This window comes from Achromobacter sp. Marseille-Q0513, assembly GCF_018195695.1.
Lineage (GTDB): Bacteria > Pseudomonadota > Gammaproteobacteria > Burkholderiales > Burkholderiaceae_B > Achromobacter.
Genome location: NZ_JAGTJY010000025.1, coordinates 31,125 through 48,621, shown reverse-complemented (window position 1 = coordinate 48,621; position 17,497 = coordinate 31,125). Strand labels below are relative to the sequence as shown.

The 17,497-nt window shown below is 69.6% G+C and carries 19 protein-coding genes; 11 read left to right on the top strand and 8 right to left on the bottom strand.

Annotated features, from left to right (window positions below; genetic code table 11):
* Positions 1 to 1,802 (bottom strand): DNA mismatch repair protein MutS (gene mutS / locus KDH83_RS08220; RefSeq protein WP_249204934.1); only part of this gene is annotated, 1,802 nt, incomplete at its 3' end.
* Between the two features lie 124 nt (positions 1,803 to 1,926).
* On the opposite strand from mutS, the gene KDH83_RS08215 reads away from it, so the two are divergent.
* Both KDH83_RS08215 and KDH83_RS08210 read left to right on the top strand, forming a co-directional pair.
* Positions 1,927 to 2,844 (top strand): aldose 1-epimerase, encoded by a 918-nt coding sequence (locus KDH83_RS08215; RefSeq protein WP_212314287.1) that lies wholly within the window; start codon positions 1,927 to 1,929, stop codon positions 2,842 to 2,844.
* A gap of 30 nt (positions 2,845 to 2,874) precedes the next feature.
* On the top strand, positions 2,875 to 3,231 hold the full coding sequence (locus tag KDH83_RS08210) for a hypothetical protein (RefSeq protein WP_212314285.1): 357 nt from the start codon (positions 2,875 to 2,877) through the stop codon (positions 3,229 to 3,231).
* Positions 3,232 to 3,306: 75 nt separating this feature from the next.
* On the opposite strand, the gene KDH83_RS08205 is transcribed toward KDH83_RS08210, so the two are convergent.
* The 5 genes from KDH83_RS08205 to KDH83_RS08185 form a co-directional block, all read right to left on the bottom strand.
* A complete protein-coding gene (locus KDH83_RS08205) occupies positions 3,307 to 3,705 on the bottom strand; it encodes a hypothetical protein (protein WP_212314283.1) in 399 nt (132 codons plus the stop codon).
* A complete protein-coding gene (locus KDH83_RS08200; protein WP_212314282.1) occupies positions 3,702 to 4,913 on the bottom strand; it encodes a DUF418 domain-containing protein in 1,212 nt (403 codons plus the stop codon). Before KDH83_RS08200 ends, KDH83_RS08205 begins: the two co-directional genes overlap by 4 nt.
* 175 nt (positions 4,914 to 5,088) lie before the next feature.
* Complete coding sequence (locus tag KDH83_RS08195) at positions 5,089 to 5,364, bottom strand: hypothetical protein (RefSeq protein ID WP_249204933.1); 276 nt, start codon at positions 5,362 to 5,364, stop codon at positions 5,089 to 5,091.
* A gap of 144 nt (positions 5,365 to 5,508) precedes the next feature.
* On the bottom strand, positions 5,509 to 6,522 hold the full coding sequence (locus KDH83_RS08190) for a zinc-binding alcohol dehydrogenase family protein (RefSeq protein WP_212314280.1): 1,014 nt from the start codon (positions 6,520 to 6,522) through the stop codon (positions 5,509 to 5,511).
* Positions 6,523 to 6,552: 30 nt separating this feature from the next.
* The gene (locus KDH83_RS08185) at positions 6,553 to 7,347 is read right to left on the bottom strand and encodes an SDR family oxidoreductase (RefSeq protein ID WP_212314278.1); all 795 of its coding nucleotides are present in this window, start codon (positions 7,345 to 7,347) and stop codon (positions 6,553 to 6,555) included.
* A 162-nt stretch (positions 7,348 to 7,509) separates the two neighbouring features.
* Here KDH83_RS08185 and KDH83_RS08180 point away from each other — a divergent pair, with 162 nt between their 5' ends.
* From KDH83_RS08180 to KDH83_RS08170, 3 genes are all read left to right on the top strand, one after another.
* On the top strand, positions 7,510 to 8,412 hold the full coding sequence (locus KDH83_RS08180; RefSeq protein ID WP_212314276.1) for a LysR family transcriptional regulator: 903 nt from the start codon (positions 7,510 to 7,512) through the stop codon (positions 8,410 to 8,412).
* Positions 8,413 to 8,561: 149 nt separating this feature from the next.
* Entirely contained in the window at positions 8,562 to 8,777 is a 216-nt protein-coding gene (locus KDH83_RS08175; RefSeq protein WP_103275523.1) for a dodecin, read from the top strand.
* A 232-nt stretch (positions 8,778 to 9,009) separates the two neighbouring features.
* Complete coding sequence (locus KDH83_RS08170) at positions 9,010 to 9,189, top strand: hypothetical protein (protein ID WP_212314274.1); 180 nt, start codon at positions 9,010 to 9,012, stop codon at positions 9,187 to 9,189.
* A gap of 367 nt (positions 9,190 to 9,556) precedes the next feature.
* On the opposite strand, the gene KDH83_RS08165 is transcribed toward KDH83_RS08170, so the two are convergent.
* Positions 9,557 to 10,108: an NAD(P)H-dependent oxidoreductase gene (locus KDH83_RS08165; protein WP_212314272.1), complete on the bottom strand. Its 552-nt coding sequence runs from the start codon at positions 10,106 to 10,108 to the stop codon at positions 9,557 to 9,559.
* A gap of 168 nt (positions 10,109 to 10,276) precedes the next feature.
* Between KDH83_RS08165 and KDH83_RS08160 the strand changes: the two genes are divergently transcribed.
* Entirely contained in the window at positions 10,277 to 10,816 is a 540-nt protein-coding gene (locus tag KDH83_RS08160; protein ID WP_212314270.1) for an antibiotic biosynthesis monooxygenase, read from the top strand.
* 53 nt (positions 10,817 to 10,869) lie between these two features.
* Here the strand turns inward: KDH83_RS08160 and KDH83_RS08155 are convergent, their stop codons facing one another.
* Positions 10,870 to 11,103: a hypothetical protein gene (locus tag KDH83_RS08155; protein ID WP_212314268.1), complete on the bottom strand. Its 234-nt coding sequence runs from the start codon at positions 11,101 to 11,103 to the stop codon at positions 10,870 to 10,872.
* 235 nt (positions 11,104 to 11,338) lie between these two features.
* Here KDH83_RS08155 and KDH83_RS08150 point away from each other — a divergent pair, with 235 nt between their 5' ends.
* The 5 genes from KDH83_RS08150 (at position 11,339) to KDH83_RS08130 (ending at position 17,488) form a co-directional block, all read left to right on the top strand.
* Positions 11,339 to 12,637, top strand: a complete 1,299-nt coding sequence (locus KDH83_RS08150; protein ID WP_212314266.1) for an imelysin family protein — start codon at positions 11,339 to 11,341, stop codon at positions 12,635 to 12,637.
* A complete protein-coding gene (locus KDH83_RS08145; RefSeq protein ID WP_212314264.1) occupies positions 12,634 to 14,142 on the top strand; it encodes a di-heme oxidoredictase family protein in 1,509 nt (502 codons plus the stop codon). The genes KDH83_RS08150 and KDH83_RS08145 overlap by 4 nt, the downstream gene beginning before the upstream one ends.
* A gap of 83 nt (positions 14,143 to 14,225) precedes the next feature.
* On the top strand, positions 14,226 to 15,320 hold the full coding sequence (locus KDH83_RS08140) for an imelysin family protein (RefSeq protein ID WP_212314298.1): 1,095 nt from the start codon (positions 14,226 to 14,228) through the stop codon (positions 15,318 to 15,320).
* The gene (locus KDH83_RS08135) at positions 15,310 to 16,461 is read left to right on the top strand and encodes a DUF1513 domain-containing protein (RefSeq protein ID WP_212314262.1); all 1,152 of its coding nucleotides are present in this window, start codon (positions 15,310 to 15,312) and stop codon (positions 16,459 to 16,461) included. The genes KDH83_RS08140 and KDH83_RS08135 overlap by 11 nt, the downstream gene beginning before the upstream one ends.
* Positions 16,462 to 16,645: 184 nt before the next feature.
* Positions 16,646 to 17,488, top strand: a complete 843-nt coding sequence (locus KDH83_RS08130) for a mechanosensitive ion channel domain-containing protein (protein ID WP_212314260.1) — start codon at positions 16,646 to 16,648, stop codon at positions 17,486 to 17,488.
* The last annotated feature ends 9 nt before the right edge of the window (positions 17,489 to 17,497 follow it).

The window sequence follows — 17,497 nt, the reverse complement described above, 5'->3', positions numbered from 1 at the left end:
ATGTCGATGTCGGCCTGCTCGGACAGCTCGGGCGCCACCCAGTCGTGGCGGCGCGCGTGCTCGGCCAGCGCGGCCAGCGTGTCCAGCTCGGCCAGCGCCGCGGCGCAGTCGGACAGCGGGCGCACGTGTTCGGCCAGCACGTCCAGCAGCTGCTCGAACAGCCATTTCTCGCGCGCCAGCGAGCGGTCCTGCGCCGACAGCACCTTGTCTTCCCAGGTCTTGAGTTCGGGAGTGATGTAGCGCTCGGCGTTCTTCAGCGTCTGGCGGCGGCGGTAGTCCTCGGGCACCTTGGCGGTCTGGCCCTTGGTCACTTCGATATAGAAGCCGTGGACGCGGTTGAATTCCACGCGCAGGTTGCTGATGCCGGTGCGCTCGCGCTCGCGTGCTTCCAGTTGCAGCAGGAAATCGCCGCCGTCGGCGGCCAGGCCGCGCAGCTCGTCCAGTTCGGCATCGAAGCCCGCCGCCAGCACGCCGCCGTCGCGGATGGCCACGGCCGGCTCGGGCGCGATGGCGCGGGTCAGCAGGCCGGCCAGGTCGGGGTCGACCGACAGCTGCGCCAGCAGCTCGCCCAGGCGCGGCGAGGACGACATGGGGGCGACCAGCTCGCGCAGCGCCGGCAGCGCGTGCAGCGCGTCGCGCAGGCTGGCCAGCTCGCGCGGGCGCACCGAGCGCAGCGCCAGCCGCGCGGCGATGCGCTCGATGTCGGGAAAGGCGTTGAGCGTGGCGCGCAGCGTTTCCAGCAGGCCGGCGGCGCCGAAGGTCTGTTCCACGTCCATGCGGCCGGCCAGCAGCGCCGAGATGGCGTGCTGGCGCGCCAGCGCCGGCGCGTTCTCGCGCAGCGGGTGATGCAGCCAGCGCCGCAGCAGCCGGCTGCCCATGGGCGTGCGGCAGGCGTCCAGCAGCGAGAACAGCGTGGGCGCGTCCTCGCCCGACAGGGTCTGGGTCAGTTCCAGGTTGCGGCGCGTGACCGGGTCCAGCAGCACGTACTGGCCGGGGCGCTCGGCCGACAGGCTCTGCACGTGCGCCAGCGCCTGCGACTGGGTGCGCGCTGCGTAACGCAGCAGCGCGCCGGCGGCGCAGACGCCGGCCGGCATGTCCTCGACATCGAAGCCGGCCAGCGTGTCGGTCTTGAAATGCGCCAGCAGGTGGGCGCGCGCGCTGTCGCCCTCGAAGTGCCAGTCGGGCACGCGGGCGCGGGCGCCATCGAACGAGAAGGGCAGCTCGGCGCTTTCGGCGCAGATGATCTCGGCCGGCGCGACGCGGTGCAGCTCGGATTCCAGCTGGGCCGGCGCGCATTCGGTGACGCGGAAGTCGCCGCTGGCCAGGTTCAGCCAGGCCAGGCCGGCGCGCGGCGCGCGCGCGTTGCCGCCGATGAAGATCGAGGCCAGCGCGCGGTCGGCCTTGGCCGGCAGCAGCGCATCGTCGGTCAGCGTGCCGGGCGTGACGATGCGCACGATGCGGCGCTCGACCGGTCCCTTGGACGTGGCCGGGTCGCCGATCTGTTCGCAGATGGCGATCGACTCGCCCAGCGCCACCAGCCGCGCCAGGTACTGTTCCATGGCGTGCACCGGGATGCCGGCCATGGGTATCGGCGTGCCGTTGGACGAGCCGCGCTTGGTCAGCGTCAGGTTCAGCAGCCGCGCGCCGCGCTCGGCGTCTTCGTAGAACATTTCATAGAAGTCGCCCATGCGGTAGAACAGCAGCAGCGGCCCGGCCTCGTTCTTGAGGCGCAGGTATTGCTGCATCATGGGAGTGTGGCCCACGAGGGCGTCGGCGGCGGTGGTCTGTGTTGCGGAATTCATGCCCGTGATTGTATCGGGCCGGGCAATAGGACAAAGAGACGGTTTCGCGCCGGACTTGATCCCCGTCGCGTGCCCTGGGCACAATCACTGCCTGGGCGGCACAGACCAGCCGCCGGAGCCTTCCATGTCGGATTTCCCCAACGACGACACCCAACTGGATGCCAGTGAGCGCGTGCGCATTACCTGTGCCGGCCACACGGCCGAATTCGCGCCCGCGGCGGGCGGACGCCTGACCGGCCTGTCCACGGGCGGATTGGACTGGATCGTGCCGCTGACCGAGACGGACTGGCCGGCGGCCAAATGGCCGCGCGCCGGCTCGTATCCGCTGGCGCCGTATTCCAACCGCATCCGCGATGGCGTCTTCACCTTCGACGGCGCGCGCCATCGGCTGCGCTCGCTGGCGGGGCGGTCCGAGGCCATCCACGGCAGCGGCCTGTACCTGCCGTGGCAGGTGCGGGCGCTGGAGGCCGACTCGGTCGACCTGGTGCTGGACGCGCCGGCCGGGACGATGGGCTGGGCCTGGCCGTTCGAGTGCGTGCAGCGCTATCGGCTGGATGCCGGCGGCTTGAGCCTGACACTGATCATGCGCAATGGCGGCGACACGCCCATGCCCTTCGGCTTCGGCATCCATCCGTACTTCACCGCAAGGCGAGTGGCGCTGCACGCGCGCCGGCTGTGGCCGGCCGATGAGCGCGGCCTGCCCACGGGCAGCAAGGTCACGCATGTGCGCGAGCTGCGCCAGTCGGCCGAGGGCTGCGATACCTATCTGTCGCAATGGGAAGGGCGCGCCACGCTGCACTGGGACGACGGGCGCGAGCTGGCCCTGCGCGCCGATCCGGCCTTCGCGCATCTGGTGGTGTACACCGCGCCCGGCGCCGATTTCCTGTGCGTGGAGCCGGTCAGCAACGTCGCCGACGCCTTCAACCTGGCGGCGGCGGGCGACGCGCGCACCGGCATGCGAGTGCTGGCGCCGGGCGAGCGCCACAGCGCTTCGCTGCGCATGGATTTCCAGCTTGGAAAGCCCGGCGCGATCAGGCGATAATCCGCCGACATCAAGCCAGGGAGTCTCCAAGTGAAAAAGCTCAGCACCGAACAATTGCAGGCAACGGCGGAAATCTTGCGCCGGGTGCAGGAGCGGCTCGCGCGTTCGGGCAGCCTGCCGCTGGAGCCCACCATCTACGCCTGCGCCAAGGGTTTGCGCCGCAGCGCGGCGGACTACGCCTGGTCCTGGCTGTCCGGCCTGCTGGCGCCGCACAGGAGCCTGTCCGCCTGGATGGACGCGCACCAGCCGGACTGGCGCGCCGGCAAGACGCCGGCGGCGGTGGTCTATGCCCGCAGTGAGAACGGCTGGTTTTCCTGGCTGATCGCCGAGCTGGAGACCGAGATCAACGATCCCCAGGCGCGCGCCCGGCGCGACGCGCGCGGCTGAGGTCCGCCTGCGGCAGTAGCGGCCTGTCCGAGCGGGGCCAGACCGGACTCTGGGCGAGTCGCGCAGGCCGTCGCGCTAGCGGACCACGATGGCCTGGCCTTCCAGATGCTGCACTTCCTCCACCGAACTGGACGCGGTGTGCGATTGCCGGTTGTAGGTGGTGTTCATGCCGACCGCGCGCACGCCGCTGCCGGTCAGCAGCACGCCGTTGGCGCCCAGGCTGGCGGCCTGTTTCTTCAGTTCCTCGATCGCGTATTCCATCGAGCTTTGCGCTGTCAGGCCGGCGTCGCTCTCGGCCCGGACCAGTCCCACGACCTCGTAGTTGCGCCCCGGCGGCGCCGAATACAGCGTGACGTTCGCGGCCAGCGCGGGAGGATGACGGTTGCCGGTGGCGATGGCGGTGCCATCGGCGCAGCCGGCGCCCAGGACCGTCCAGGCCGCGAGGCAGGCGATGGCGGTGGATTTCATCATCATGCGTTCTCCATGCGCCGCTGCGGCGCGTTGACGGCGGTCGCCCGGCGACGCAGCGTTTGCCAGCTGCCGCAGGTGGCGCTGCGCCACAGCCATTCGCAAGGTCCGTAGTGAAAGCGCCGCAGCCACCAGGCGCTGCCCGCCGACTGGACGGCGAACAGCGCCAGGCCCAGCAGCAGGACGGGCGACAGCTCGCGGGCGGGACCGAGGCCGGCCCCGGCGCCGTAGTACAGCGCGACGCCGATCAGGCTTTGCGCCAGATAGTTGCTGAGCGCCATGCGCCCGGCGGGCGCGAACACCATCAGCAGCTTGCGCGGCAGGCCATGCTGGAACAGCAGCGCGAAGGCCGCCATATAGGCCAGCCCGAGCGAGAGCGAGGCCGCGGCCCGGATCACGCGGGCCGCGGCGCGAGCGTCGGCGCCGGCCCACCAGCCGTCGTTGAACAGGATCTGCTGGTCGCGCAGCAGCGCGAAGGCGGTGGCGGGCATGCCGACGGCCAGTCCGGCGGCCAGGATGCCGAGCCAGGCGCGCCGCCGCTCATGCGGATGGCTGAACAGCGTGGTGGCGCCCAGCGCCGCGCCCACCATCAGGCGGCCCAGCACGAAGCCGGCGAGGCTCCAGTTGGCCAGGCGCATGCGCAGGTCGTAATCCAGATTGGCGGCCCAGGCGCGGCCGGGATCGGGACTGGAGAAGGCTGCCAGCGCCTCGGCCGCCGCCCGCGCATGCGGCGTCACGGCGGGCAGCCAGGCTTTCGCAAACGGCGCCAGCAGCGGCGCGGCGAACAGGGCGACGGCGATGCCGGCCAGCGCCAGCCGGCGCGGGCTCCAGCGCGCCATCGGCAATAGCAGCAGCCCCAGCAGCGCGTAGTAGCGCAGGATGTCGCCCCACCACAGCAGCCAGGCATGCGCCAGGCCGATCAGTAGCAGCAACAGCAGCCGGCGGCGGTAGCGCGGGGCCGCGTCTTCGCGCGCGCGCATCTGCATGGCGAAACCGACGCCGAACAACAGCGAGAACAGGGTTGCGGCCTTGGCGTCCAGCAGCGCGGCCATCAGCTGCTGCGCGACGCCGTCCTGGATCGCGGAGGTATCCAGCAGGAACTGATGCAGGGAAAAATCGCGCAGATTGGCCAGCAATACGCCCAGCAGCGCGAAGCCGCGCAGCGCGTCCAGCAGGTCCAGCCGGGCCGCGGGCGCCGCGCTTGCAGTCTCCATGGGCCGATCTCCGTGCTTGCGGCCATCCTCAAGCCTGGGGCCGCGATGGATGGGATTCTGGCCGCGCGGCAGCCGTCAGTCTGGAGGGATTTGAATAGGGAGTGTGAAGATGCGTGCAGCAGGCTAAACCGGATGTAACGCCAGGCCATGCAGCGGCCGGAGCGCCGCCTGGCGTTCAGGGCCGGGTCTTGCCGTCACGGTATCGCCTGAACAGCGCGTACAGGGATTCGAGCAGCGCGGCGACCAGCAGCGCCGCCAGCACCGAGCCGCAGACCAGCGCGTCCCACAGGCGCGGGGGACCGACCCGGAACTGGATGGTGTCCAGGATCAGGCCCGACGTGATGCCGGCCACGAGCACGGCCAGCCAGCCTTGCAGCGGGACGAAACGAAGCAACAGTAGGGTCAAGGCGACCATGGCCCAGAGGCTGGGCTCCTGGGCCTGGTCGAGCATGTGGGCGAGCAGGGGAGTTCTCCGGAGAGCGCGCGGCTGCCGTCGGGCATCGCGCAAACGCGGTTTTAACCGTTTCCGCGCAGTAATACGAGATGCCCGCCGCAAGAAATCCGCTGGCGGCCGCCCGGCGCCGCCCCCCGGCCGTCAAAAGCCTTCCAGCACCACCTTGCCCTGTGCCCGCCCGCTTTCGATGAAGGCGTGCGCGCGCCGCAGGTTGGCGGCGTTGATCGTGCCGTAGTGTTCGCCCAGCGTGGTCCGCAGCCGGCCCTGGTCGATCAGGCGCGCGGCCTGGTTCAGCAGTTCATGCTGGGCGATCATGTCGGGCGTCTGGTGCAGTGGCCGGGCGAACATGAATTCCCAGTGCAGCGAGGCCGACTTGCGCTTGAGCAGGCGCACGTCGAGGGCGGCCGGGTCGTCGATCAGCGCGATCCGACCCTGCGGCGCGATGGCCTCGGCGATCTGCGCGAAATGTTGGTCGCTGTGGGTCAGGCTGGCGATGTGGCTGACTTCGTTGATGCCGATGCGCCGCAGTTCCTCGGCCAGCGGCTGGCCGTGGTCGATGACGTGATGCGCGCCCAGCTCGCGCACCCAGGCCTGGGTCTGTGGGCGCGAGGCAGTGCCGATCACGGTCAGGCCGGTCAGCTGGCGCGCCAGCTGGACCAGGATGGAGCCCACGCCGCCGGCCGCGCCCACCACCAGCAGGCTCTGCTGGCTGGGCAAGGCGTTGTCCAGCACGCGCAGCCGGTCGAACAGCAGTTCCCAGGCGGTGATGGTGGTCAGCGGCAGCGCGGCGGCCTGGGCGTAGTCCAGGCTGTCCGGCATGCGGCCGACGATGCGTTCGTCGACCGCGTGCAGCTCGCTGTTGGCGCCAGGGCGGTCCAGCGCGCCGGCGTACCAGACGCGGTCGCCGGGCTTGAACAGGCTGACGCGCGATCCCACGGCGCGCACCACGCCGGCCGCGTCCCAGCCGATGACCTCGGGCCGGCCGTCCTGGGGCTTGCGGTTGGCGCGGATCTTCACGTCCACGGGGTTCACGGAGATGGCGCGCACCTCGACCAGCAGGTCGCGCTCGCCCGGCACGGGCTCGGGCAGCGTGATGTCGCGCAGCGCCTCGGAATGGTCGGCGGGCAGGTTCTCGAAATAGGCGATGGCTTTCATGTCAGGGTTCCGGATGATGGGGGGGCGGTCTCAGGCGATCGAGCGGACCACGCCGCCGTCCACGCGCAGCGCCGCGCCATTGGTGGCCGAAGCCTGGGTCGAGCAGGCGTACACCACCATGTTGGCGACTTCCTCCACCGTGGCCAGCCGGCGCAGCAACGAACTGGGGCGGTTCTGGGCGATGAAGTCGCGCTCCATCTGCGCCTGCGGCACGCCCTGCGCCTGCGCCAGCTCGGCGAAGAAGGACGCCACGCCTTCCGAGCGCGTCGGGCCGGGCAGCACGGCGTTGACGGTCACGCCGGTGCCGGCGGTCAGCTCGGCCAGTCCGCGCGACACGCCCAGCAGCGCCGTCTTGCTGACGCCGTAGTGGATCATCTCGGCGGGAATCTGCAGCGCCGATTCGCTGGACAGGAAGACGATGCGCCCCCAGTTGGCCGCCAGCAGGCGCGGCAGGTAGTAGCGCGACAGGCGCACGCCGCTCATGACGTTGACGTCCATCATGTACTGCCAGTCGTCGTCGGTGATTTCGGTGAAGGACTTGGGCGCGAAGTAGCCGGCGTTGTTCACCAGGATGTCCACGTCCGGATGCGCGGCGCAGATCGAGGCGGCGCCGTCGGCGGTGGCCAGGTCGGCCTGCACGGTGCCCAGGCGCGCGCCGGGCACGCGCGCGGCGATCTCCTGCGCGGCGCGCGCCAGCTTGCCGGCGTCGCGGCCGTGCAGCACCACCTCGGCGCCGGCCTCGGCCAGCCCCTGGGCAATGGCCTGTCCGATGCCGCCGGACGAGCCGGTGACGAGCGCCTTCTTGCCGTTCAGTTCGATTTTCATGTGAGAGTTCCTGAGTGTGTCGGGTTTGCCGCGGTGGTGGCGGGCTTGCCCGCCGCCCGCCGCTGATGAATCGGGGTGTGGCCATCATTACCCGGCGCGGGGCGGGGAAAAACCGGCTAGCATCGGAACCAGTTTCAATAATTTTTTGAAAATGAGGACATCATGGTCCGCTTCGAAGACCTGAGGATCTTCGTGTCCGCGGCCGACCACGGCAGCTTCTCGGCCGCCGCGCGCGAGCTGGACCTGACGCCGGCGGTCGCCAGCGCCGCCCTGAAACGGCTGGAGCTGACGCTGGAGACGCGGTTGTTCGTCCGCTCCACGCGCAGCCTGCGGCTGACGGCGGACGGCGAGCGTTACCTGGAGTACGCTCGCTCGGCCATCGCCACGCTGGACGCCGGCCGCAACGCGCTGGCGCGCGACAAGACCGCCATCAGCGGCACGCTGTCGATCTCGGTGCCCTCGGACCTGGGGCGCAACGTGCTGCTGCCCTGGCTGGACGAATTCCAGCGCCGCCATCCGCGCGTCGGCTTCCAGGTGCGTATCAGCGACCGGCTGGCCGACCTGTTCCGCCAGCCGGTGGACATCGCGGTGCGCTACGGCACGCCCGCCGACTCCAGCCTGGTGGCGCTGCCCCTGTCTGAATCCAACCGCCGCGTGGTGTGCGCGTCACCGGCCTATCTGGCGCGTCACGGCACGCCGCAGACGCCCGTGGACCTGCGCCGCCACAACTGCCTGTCCTTCGTGCTGGGCGAGTCGCTGCACGACCGCTGGACCTTCGAGCGTGACGGCGTGTCCCAGACCGTGCCGGTCAAGGGCGACCGCGTCAGCGACGACGGTGAACTGGTGCGCCGCTGGGCGCTGGCCGGTTGCGGCGTGGCCTACAAATCGCGCTACGACGTGCTGGAAGACCTGCGCGCCGGGCGGCTGGTGCAGCTGTTCGGCGACCATCAGGGCGAACCTTCGCCGCTGTATCTGCTGTGCGTGCACCGCATGCTGCTGTCGCCGGCAGTCAAGCGCCTGCGCGCCTGCCTGCAGGAGCGCTTCGCCGCGTTCGAGGTTGGTTGATCGGGCGCATGATCCCGGCGTCGCGGATGCGACGACATGCGCCATGGCGGGCGCGGCGGGCGTATCCTGTCCGCATGGATTGCCGGTCGCAAGCGCCGGAGTCGCTGGCGGCCGACAGTTCGTGACTGATTCCTTCCAGGAGACACGCAATGTCCAACCACGTCTACAAGCAGATCGAGCTGGTGGGTTCCTCCACCAAGTCCACCGACGACGCCATCAAGCAGGCGATCGAGCGGGCCTCCGAAACCTTGCGCCATCTGGACTGGTTCGAGGTCACCGAAGTGCGCGGCCACATCAAGGACGGCAAGGTGGCGCACTGGCAGGTCGGCCTGAAGATCGGCATGCGCCTGGAAGGCAACGAATAGCGGCGCCGAGCCGGCTGGTCCGGGGCGGCCGCGGGCATCGCCTGGGGCAGGCGCCGGGCCGTCGCATGGGGCCGCGTTCGCCGCGGCCCGCCCTGTTCCCGGGGCGTGGACAGGTCATTCCTTGAGCAGTGATTGCAAGTCCTTGCCGTCAAAGAACATTTTCGGCTTGTCACTAGACTGTTCAGAGGCTTGTCCACATTCGATGGGGACAAGCGGCCACGCATCGTGAACGATGGCGCTGACCCGCGTTCACGGCAGCGCGCCGAACCGGCGCTGCTCGTTTATTGCCCACGGGTTCCAAGTCATTGACGCGAAAGAGGATTTGCAGGCTGCCCGCAAGCTGTCCTCAGCCTTGTCCACATTTGGCGGGGACAACCAGGGCGGGGATATCCGGGGATTGGGCGTTTCTTGAGCAGTGCCTGCAGGGTACTGATTGCAAAGAGGATTTCGCATCTACCCTCATGCTGTCCTCATGTTTTTCCACAGAAGGCGGGGACAATTGCGGCGCATGGGGATGAATGCCGCGACGGGTTGTCCGGATGCCGGCAAAACAGTGGATAACACGGTCGCGCAGGGCGTTTCGGAGCGATTGCGCAGTTTTTGATCGGCCCTTGCAAGTGCTTGGCACGGCAGGGTTTTTCCGGGCTGCCCCAAGGCTGTCCTCAAGCTTCTCCACAGTTGGCGGGGATAAGCCCACAGCCACGGGTTCGCCTACCGGAGCGCATCCGGATCCGCCAGATGCCGGACGCGGCCAAAGCCGCGCCCGGCCATGGCGCGGATCAGCTGTTGAACTTGCGGATCCAGTCGGCGTAGCGGTCGATCCAGCCCTGCAGGAACTTGCGCGTGCCTTCGTTGGTGATCTCGTGCTGGTCGTTCACCAGGCCGTCCGAGTACTGCAGGAAGACCTCGGGCGTGGTCAGCGTGCTGGCGCCTTCGGCGGCCAGGATGTTGCGCAGGTGCTGCTGCATGAGCGCGGTGCCGGCGGCGCTGGGCGAGGTGCCCAGCACGCCGGCGGCCTTGCCGGCCCAGGAGTTGTGGCCCCACGGACGCGAGCCCCAGTCGATGGCGTTCTTGATGGCGGCGGGCACCGAGCGGTTGTGCTCGGGCGAGACGAACAGCACGCCCTGGGATTCGGTGATCTGCTGCTTGAGCTTGGCCACGCCCGGGGGCAGGTTGTTCTCGTTGTCCTGGTTGAAGAGCGGCACGTCCAGGTTCACGTAGTCGAACTTGAAATCCGGGGGAACCAGTTTTTCCAGCGCGCGGGCCAGGCGCAGATTGATCGAGGCGGCGCGCAGGCTGCCGACGAAAACGGCGATCTTGTAGGTGCTCATGGGACGCGTGCTCCAAGTTGGGGGGAGGGGGTCGGGACAGTGTAGACGCGCAATCCTGCAGGCTCAATGCGGGCCGCCAGGTCTGCCGCGAGGCCCGGCTGGCACGCCGCTTGCTTGATGTTCCAGTGCCAGGCTCGCCAGTCGCCGCGAGCCGCACAGGAGTCCCTCATGCCGCGTTCCGCCTCGTCCGCCCCCGTCACCCTGCTCGTCACCCGCCACATCCAGCCCGAGCGCTACGGCGATTTCCTGGCCTGGATGCGGCAGGGCGAGATCCTGGCGGCGGGCTTTCCGGGCTTTCTCGGTTCCGGCGTGCTGCAGCCGCCGGCGGGCGGCGATCAATACCAGATCGTGCTGCGCTTCGACGGCGAGGCCAGCCTTGATCGCTGGGAACGCTCGCTGCCGCGCCGCATGTGGCTGGAGCGCGGCGCTGCGCTGGTGCGCGGCAGCGAGGTGCGCCGCGCGCGCGGCATGGACGGCTGGTTCGGCCAGGGGCCAAGCGCGCCGCCGCGCTGGAAGCAGGCGGTCAGCATCTGGCTGGCCTACTTCCCGCTGCTGCTGATGTTCTCGGCGCTGCTGGGCGAACGGCTGGCGGCCTTGCCGACGTTCTGGCGCGCGCTGCTGACCAGCGTCGCGCTGACGCCGGTGATGGTGTATGCCTGCATTCCGCTGGCCACTCGGCTGTTGCGACGCTGGCTGCGGCCCGCGTGATGGGGTCGGCTTGTTGCCGTCAGCTTGCTGCGGCGGTTCGCGTCCGACATGCGTTATATCGGTGCCGGGCGCGAACCGAGGCGGTGCGCCATGCACCAGTTGGAGCTGAAAGGGTCGAACTCCGGCTGCAGCAGCAGGTCGGCTGTCTCGGGGAATTGATCTTCCGGTCCCAGCGGTTCGTCCTGGCGCCATTGGGCCAGCAGCTCGACGATATTCCGTGGCGTGGTGATGGGCTCGTTGATGAGTCTGGCCTCGTGTGGCCTGGACGGATCATTGCGGATAGGCACGGCGTTCTCCTTTTGCGTTGAAGGTTCCCGCCGCCGGGCAACCCGAGTGTGGCGTGCACCTCTTCAGAGCGTACACCGTCGTCAACGGGAAACGCACAGCATCTATTCGGATAAATGTCAGCTAGCTGACCTCACGCTGAACGACAAACGAAAATTGTTTACACTCTCATCCGCAAAATAGAGTCCAGGCTGGTCCGCCGTGGGGGCGGGCCGCCGGAGTCACGGGAGAATTCGTATGCGCAAGTTGCTTTTGGGGGTGGCGCTGGCCGCCGCCGTATACGGCGGCACGGCACTGGCCGCGGTGCAACCCAAGGCCGTGGTCGCCAATTACTCGGATCTGGCCCAGGCCGGCTACGAGGACGCGCTGGCCTCGGCCAGGAACTTGCGCAAGGCGGTGGACGCGCTGGTCGCCCAGCCCAGCCCGGACACGCTGAAGGCGGCGCGCCAGGCCTGGCTGGAGGCGCGCGTGCCGTACCAGCAGACCGAGGCCTATCGCTTCGGCAATGCCATCGTCGATGACTGGGAAGGCCGGGTCAACGCCTGGCCGCTGGACGAAGGCCTGATCGACTACGTCGACGCGTCCTACGGCACCGAGAAGGACGACAACGCCTACTACGCCGTCAACGTCATCGCCAATTCCAAGATCTCGGTCGGCGGCAAGACCGTCGACGCCAGCAAGATCACGCCCAAGCTGCTGTCCGAGGTGCTGCACGAAGCCGACGGCAACGAGGCCAACGTGGCCACCGGCTACCACGCCATCGAATTCCTGCTGTGGGGCCAGGACCTGAACGGCACCGGCCCGGCGCCGGCCGGCCGCCAGGGCACGCCGCAGGAACGCCACTCGGGCAACCGTCCGCACACCGACTTCGACACCAAGCAATGCACCGGCGGCCACTGCGAGCGCCGCGTGGACTTCCTCAAGGCCGTGACCGAGCTGCTGGTGACCGACCTGGAAGAAATGGCGGGCCACTGGAAGCAGGGCGGCGCCGCGCGCAAGGCCGTCGAGGAAGATCCCAAGGCGGGCCTGGTGGCCATGCTGACGGGTCTGGGCAGCCTGTCCTATGGCGAACTGGCCGGCGAGCGCATGAAGCTCGGCCTGATGCTGCACGATCCCGAGGAAGAGCATGACTGCTTCTCGGACAACACCCACAACTCGCACTTCTACAACCAGATCGGCATCCGCAACGTCTACCTGGGCGAGTACAAGCGCATCGACGGCAAGACTGTGTCCGGCGCCAGCCTGTCGGAACTGGTCAAGGCCAAGGACCCCAAGCTCGACGCCGAGGTGCGCGCCAAGCTCGACGCCACCGTGGCCGCCATGCAGGCCATGAAGACGCGCGCCGAGACGGTCGAGACCTACGACCAGATGATCGCGGACGGCAACAAGGAAGGCAACGCGGTGGTGCAGGCCGCCATCGACCGCCTGATCGACCAGACCCGCAGCCTGGAACGCGTGATCGCGCTGCTGGACCTGGGCAAGATCGCCATCGAAGGCTCCGACAGCCTGGACAAGCCCGACGCCGTATTCAAGTGAAGCTCGTCCTGGCAGCCGTACTGGCGGCGTCGGCCCATGCCGGCGCTGCCGCGCAACCTCCGGTGCGCGACGACCTCACGCCCGGGGATCTGAAGCGCGTCACCGCCATCACCGCGCCCGCCCGCGATTTCTCCAAGGCCGAGACCTTCGAGACCATGCAGGCCGGCGCGGCCACCACCGGCAAGATGATCAACGCCGACATCTTCTCGCAGCCCTCGGCCAACATGGATTTCGAGCGCCGCCAGGAGTTCCAGGTCGGCAATGGCCTGTTTCGCAAGGACTGGGTGTCGGCGCCGTCGTCCACGCAGGCCTCCGATGGCCTGGGGCCGCTGTTCAACGCGCGCTCCTGCCAGGCCTGTCACACCAAGGACGGGCGCGGCTCCGTGCCGGGCTTCGATCCGCTGGAACGGCCCGACGCCGTGGCGCTGCTGCTGCGCCTGGCCATTCCCGAAGGGCCGGACCGTGGCCATCCGAGGCTGGGGCCGGACGAGATCGCCTCGCTGCCGGAGCCTGTCTATGGCGTGCAGCTGCAGAACTTCGCCGTGGCCGGCCTGCCGGCCGAAGGGCGGATGGAGATCGACTACACGCCGATGGTCGTGCAGCTCAATGGCGGCGAGACCGCCACGCTGATGAAGCCCGCCTACCGCATCGAGAACCTGGGCTACGGCCCGATGCGCGCCGACACGCAGATCTCGCCGCGCCTGGCGCCGCCCATGATCGGGCTGGGCCTGCTTGAATCCATCCACGAGGCCGACATACTGGCCAATGTGGGCGCCGACAAGCGCGACGGCATCGTCGGCAAGGCCAACTGGGTGACCGACGTGCGCAGCGGCAAGACCGTGCTGGGCCGTTTCAACCTGAAGGCCGGCCAGCCCACGGTCGAACAGCAGAGCGCCGCCGCCTTCTCCAACGACATGGGCCTGTCCACGCCGATGTTCCCCAGCCATTGGGGCGACTGCACGCGCGGCCAGCAGCGCTGCCTGGACATGCCGCATGGCGCGCAGCCGCGCTTTGGTCCCGAAGAGGTGCCGGCCAAGCTGATGGACTTCGTCACCGTCTACTCCACCAACCTGGCCGTGCCGCAGCGGCGCGACGCCGGCGATGCGCGCGTGCTGGCGGGCAAGAAACTGTTCTACGAGGCCAATTGCGTGGCCTGCCACGTGCCCAAGTACGTCACCAGCCGCAATGCCAGGCAGGCCGAGCACCGTTTCCAGCTGATCTGGCCGTACACCGACATGCTGGTGCACGACATGGGCGATGACCTGGCCGACGGCGTCAGCGACGGCCTGGCCAACGGCCGCGAATGGCGCACGCCGCCGCTATGGGGCATCGGCCTGACCAAGACCGTCAATCCCGGCGCGACCTGGCTGCACGACGGCCGCGCGCGCACGCTGCTGGAAGCCGTGTTGTGGCACGGCGGCGCGGCCAGGCCGGCGCGCGACCGCGTGGTGGCGATGACGCCCGAAGAGCGCGCCGACCTGATCCGTTTCCTGGAGTCCCTGTGATGCCTCCGTCCGCCGCCGGCCGCCGCGCTGGCACCGTGCCGTCCCGGCCCCTGCTTGCGTCGTTGATGGGGGCGGCGTTCCGGATGCTGCCTCGGGCATTGCCCCGATCCTTCGCGCGGGTCCTGTGCGCTGCCACGCTCTGCTCGCTGGCGCCGGTCGCGATCGCGGCCGGGCTGCCCGCCGATCTGGGCGAGCGCCTGGCGCGCGACTACGCCCGGCCCGCGATGGCCAGGATGGCGCAGGCCTCCGAACAGATGGACGCCGCGCTGGGCGCCTGGTGCGCGCGGCCCGACGCCGCCGGCGCCACGCGCGTGAACGACGCGCACACCGGGCTGGCCCTGGCCTGGTCCGGCATCGAGTTCCTGCGCTTCGGTCCGCTGGTCCAGGCCAACCGCTACGAGCGGCTGGCCTTCTGGCCCGACACGCGCGGCGTGATGCCCAGGCAGGTGCAGGCCGCCATCGCCGCGCAGGATCCCGAGCTGATCAAGCCCGGCGCGATGGCCGGGCGCAGCGTGGCGCTGCAGGGCCTGCCGGCGCTGGAATACGTGCTGTACGGCGAGCCGGCGCTGCTCAAGCGCGCCGACGGCGCGGACTTCGCCTATGCCTGCGGCTATGCCCGGGCGGTGTCCGCCAACGTGTCCGGCATCTCGCGCGAATTGGCGCAGGCCTGGAGCGCCGAAGGCGATTTCGGCCGCCAGTTCGCCGCGCCCAGGCCCGTCAACGACCTGTACCGCAATTCGCAGGAAGTGGCGGCCGAGGCCGTCAAGGCGCTGTCCACCGGCCTGCAGTTCGCGCGCGACGTGAAGATCCTGCCCGTGCTGGGCGACGCGCCCGAGGCCGCCCGGCCCAAGCGCGCCGCCTATTGGCGCAGCAATCTGTCCTCCCGCACGCTGGCGTCCAGCCTGGACGCCATGCTGGCCTTCTACCGCGCCGGCGCCTATCCGCTGCCGCAGGGCGGAGGCTGGATCGACGAGGCCGTGCGTGGCGAACTGTCGCGCGCCGCGCAGACCATGCGCGACGCGGCGGCGCCTTACCAGGACGTGGCCAGCGACGGCGAGACGCGCCGCCAATGGACGCTGGCGGGGTTGACCTTGAAGAACGCCAAGGCGGTGGTCGACCAGGATCTGGCGCCCGCGCTGGGCGTGACCATCGGCTTCAATGCGCTCGATGGCGATTGACCGCCGCCGCTTCCTGGCGCTGGGCGCGGCGCTGGGGCTGGCACACATCCCTGGCGCGGTCCTGGCCGCCGATGCCGGACGGGCAGGCGGCGCGCGCTACCTGAGCGCGCGCAAGCGCGGCGGCCGCGACGAGACCGCGCTGCTGGACGAGTCGGGCCGCGACCTGCGCGTCGTGCCGATGCCGGCGCGCGGCCACAGCTTCGCCATTGACGCGGCCGGCGGGCGCGCCGTGGTGTTTGGCCGCCAGCCGGGCTTCTTCGCGCTGGGTTTCGACCTGGACGGCGCGGCCGGGCCCATAGCACTGGACCTGCCGGAGAACCGGCATTTCTTCGGCCATGGCGCGTTCTTCGACGACGGCCGGCTGCTGGCCGCCACGGAAAATGATTTCGATGGCGGACGCGGCGTGCTCGGCATCTACGACGCCTCGGCCGGCGGCGCCTATCGGCGCGTGGGCGAATTCGATTGCGGTGGCATCGGGCCGCACGAGGTGCTGCTGCTGCCCGACGGCAAGACGCTGTGCGTGGCCAACGGCGGCATCCTGACGCATCCGGACTACGGCAAGCTGGAGCTGAACCTGGACACCATGCGCCCGTCCCTGGCCTATCTGGACGCGGCCAGCGGCAAGCTGCTCGAGCGGGTGGAACTGGATCCCGCGCTGCACCGGCTGTCGATCCGGCACCTGGCCGTCGCGGCCGACGGCGCGGTGTGGTTCGGCTGCCAGTACATGGGTCCGGCGGGCGACCGACCCGCGCTGGTCGGCCGCCATCGGCGCGGCCAGGCGCTGGAACTGTTCCCCGGTCCCGGGGATGCCCTGCGCCAGATGCGCAACTACATCGGCTCGGTCGCGGTGGACGCGGCCGGCGCGGTGGTGGCCACGTCCAGCCCCGTGGGCGGGCAGGTCATGTACTGGGACGCGGCCAGCGGACGCAGCCTGGGCGTCACCGCCGTGGCGGACGGCTGCGGCGTGGCGCCGGCCAGCGCCGGCGGCTTCCTGGTCAGCAGCGGCCTGGGGGCCATGTTGCGCGCGGATGCCGGCGGGCAGGAGCGGCCGGTGTTGCCGGCTTCGTCGGACTTGTCCTGGGACAATCATTTCCGGCGCGTGCCGGGCGTCGTGGCTTCCCGCTATCCTTACAAAGCTTGACACAAGAAGCCCGCGCCCGCGCCTTGGGCGCCATGGTCTTCTGATAAAGTTTTCGGTCGCATTTTTCGCCGCCGCGCCGCTCGCATGGGCTGGCGGCCGGGCCGGGCTCATGCCCGGCTCCGGATGTCGCCCCCGAGGCCTGGCCGGGCCGCCGGCGGCCGTTACACACTTTGCAGGAGATACCGTGGAAGAAGCCTTGAAATCCGTCAATGCATGGGCGCCCAAGCTCATGGACCTGGGCACGAATCTGCTCATCGCCCTGATCATCCTTGTCGTCGGCTGGTGGGTATCGGCCTTGCTGGGCCGCTGGGTCCGGCGCATGGCGACCCGTTCCAGCAAGATCGATCCGACGATCGTTCCCATGTTCTACAGCACCGTGGTCTGGACGGTGCGCATCTTCACGCTGATCGCCGTGCTGGCGCGCTTCGGGGTGCAGACGGCCAGCCTGATCGCCGTGCTCGGCGCCGCCGGCCTGGCCGTGGGCCTGGCCTTGCAGGGCACGCTGCAGAACATCGCGGCGGGCATCATGCTGCTGATCCTGCGTCCGGTGCGCACCGGCGAGTTCGTCGGCCTGAGCACCGGCGCCGAAGGCACGGTCGAGGAAGTCGGCCTGTTCCTGACGCGCCTGGTGCAGGTCGACGGCATTCACATCACGCTGCCCAACAGCGTGGTCTGGAACGCCACCATCACCAACTACAGCCGCAACAAGACCCGCCGCCTGGATATCCCGGTGCCGGTGCGCTATGGCGACGACCTGGAACTGGCGCTGGCCAAGCTCAAGGAAATCGTGGCGGCCAACGAGTTCGCGCTCAAGGATCCCGAGCCGCTGGTGAAGGTCAGCGAGTATCGCGAGAATGGCGTCATCGTCAACGTGCGCGCCTGGGCCGAGGCTTCGAAGTACTGGGACCTGCGCTGGGGCCTGTACCAGCAGATCCGGAGCAAGCTGGAGGCCGCCGGCTTCCAGGCGCCGATTCCCGTGCGCGAGATCCAGAACCCGGCGCAGTCCGCCAAGTCCGGCGCCGCCTGATTCTCTCCA

Excerpts from the sequence above, each read along its gene's own strand:
- KDH83_RS08215 (WP_212314287.1), top strand. The coding sequence starts at position 1,927 with ATGTCGGATTTCCCCAACGACGACACCCAACTGGATGCCAGTGAGCGC.
- KDH83_RS08205 (WP_212314283.1), bottom strand. The coding sequence starts at position 3,705 with ATGATGATGAAATCCACCGCCATCGCCTGCCTCGCGGCCTGGACGGTC.
- KDH83_RS08200 (WP_212314282.1), bottom strand. The coding sequence starts at position 4,913 with ATGGAGACTGCAAGCGCGGCGCCCGCGGCCCGGCTGGACCTGCTGGAC.
- KDH83_RS08195 (WP_249204933.1), bottom strand. The coding sequence starts at position 5,364 with ATGCTCGACCAGGCCCAGGAGCCCAGCCTCTGGGCCATGGTCGCCTTG.
- KDH83_RS08190 (WP_212314280.1), bottom strand. The coding sequence starts at position 6,522 with ATGAAAGCCATCGCCTATTTCGAGAACCTGCCCGCCGACCATTCCGAG.
- KDH83_RS08185 (WP_212314278.1), bottom strand. The coding sequence starts at position 7,347 with ATGAAAATCGAACTGAACGGCAAGAAGGCGCTCGTCACCGGCTCGTCC.
- KDH83_RS08180 (WP_212314276.1), top strand. The coding sequence starts at position 7,510 with ATGGTCCGCTTCGAAGACCTGAGGATCTTCGTGTCCGCGGCCGACCAC.
- KDH83_RS08175 (WP_103275523.1), top strand. The coding sequence starts at position 8,562 with ATGTCCAACCACGTCTACAAGCAGATCGAGCTGGTGGGTTCCTCCACC.
- KDH83_RS08170 (WP_212314274.1), top strand. The coding sequence starts at position 9,010 with ATGGCGCTGACCCGCGTTCACGGCAGCGCGCCGAACCGGCGCTGCTCG.
- KDH83_RS08165 (WP_212314272.1), bottom strand. The coding sequence starts at position 10,108 with ATGAGCACCTACAAGATCGCCGTTTTCGTCGGCAGCCTGCGCGCCGCC.
- KDH83_RS08160 (WP_212314270.1), top strand. The coding sequence starts at position 10,277 with ATGCCGCGTTCCGCCTCGTCCGCCCCCGTCACCCTGCTCGTCACCCGC.
- KDH83_RS08150 (WP_212314266.1), top strand. The coding sequence starts at position 11,339 with ATGCGCAAGTTGCTTTTGGGGGTGGCGCTGGCCGCCGCCGTATACGGC.
- KDH83_RS08140 (WP_212314298.1), top strand. The coding sequence starts at position 14,226 with ATGCTGCCTCGGGCATTGCCCCGATCCTTCGCGCGGGTCCTGTGCGCT.
- KDH83_RS08135 (WP_212314262.1), top strand. The coding sequence starts at position 15,310 with ATGGCGATTGACCGCCGCCGCTTCCTGGCGCTGGGCGCGGCGCTGGGG.